This window comes from Trabulsiella guamensis ATCC 49490 (genome assembly GCF_000734965.1).
Classification (GTDB): Bacteria; Pseudomonadota; Gammaproteobacteria; order Enterobacterales; family Enterobacteriaceae; genus Trabulsiella; species Trabulsiella guamensis.
On sequence record NZ_JMTB01000218.1, the window covers coordinates 1 to 459 of the forward strand.

General features: G+C 56.2%; 1 protein-coding gene. It reads left to right on the forward strand.

Translation table 11 applies throughout. The features are described from left to right. Positions 1 to 459, forward strand: a 459-nt coding sequence (locus GTGU_RS26270; RefSeq protein ID WP_038163861.1) for a hypothetical protein, incomplete at both ends; no start/stop codon positions are given.

The window sequence follows — 459 nt, forward strand, 5'->3', positions numbered from 1 at the left end:
CCGTGCTGGACGCATCCGGGGAACGCTCGACACTGTTCCGTCTGGAAGGTGAAGCGGTAATGGACGGGGATATTCAGGTTGCAGCCAGTGGCAAAGACGCCACCGGGGTCTATGTGACTGATGCCGGGACAGAGGCGACGATTGGTGGCGGCAGTGTTCTGGATATCAGTGGTGATGGCGCCACAGGCGTGTTCTCTACCGGAGGTGCAAAAGCCACTATTGAAAGTGGTGCGTCTGTCACCATCACCGGTAGTGGTGCAACGGCAGGAACCGTTGATGGTAATACCTACGATCTGGATGGCACTGTTGCGGAAGAGGATACCGGGGCAACACTGATTAACGCGGCATCCATCAGTTCGTCTGTTGCTGATGCGACTGCATTCACGGCAAAAAACAGCGGTACGCTGGAAAACTCAGGCGATGTCCTGCTGACCGGAGCAAACTCCACGGCCATTAAAG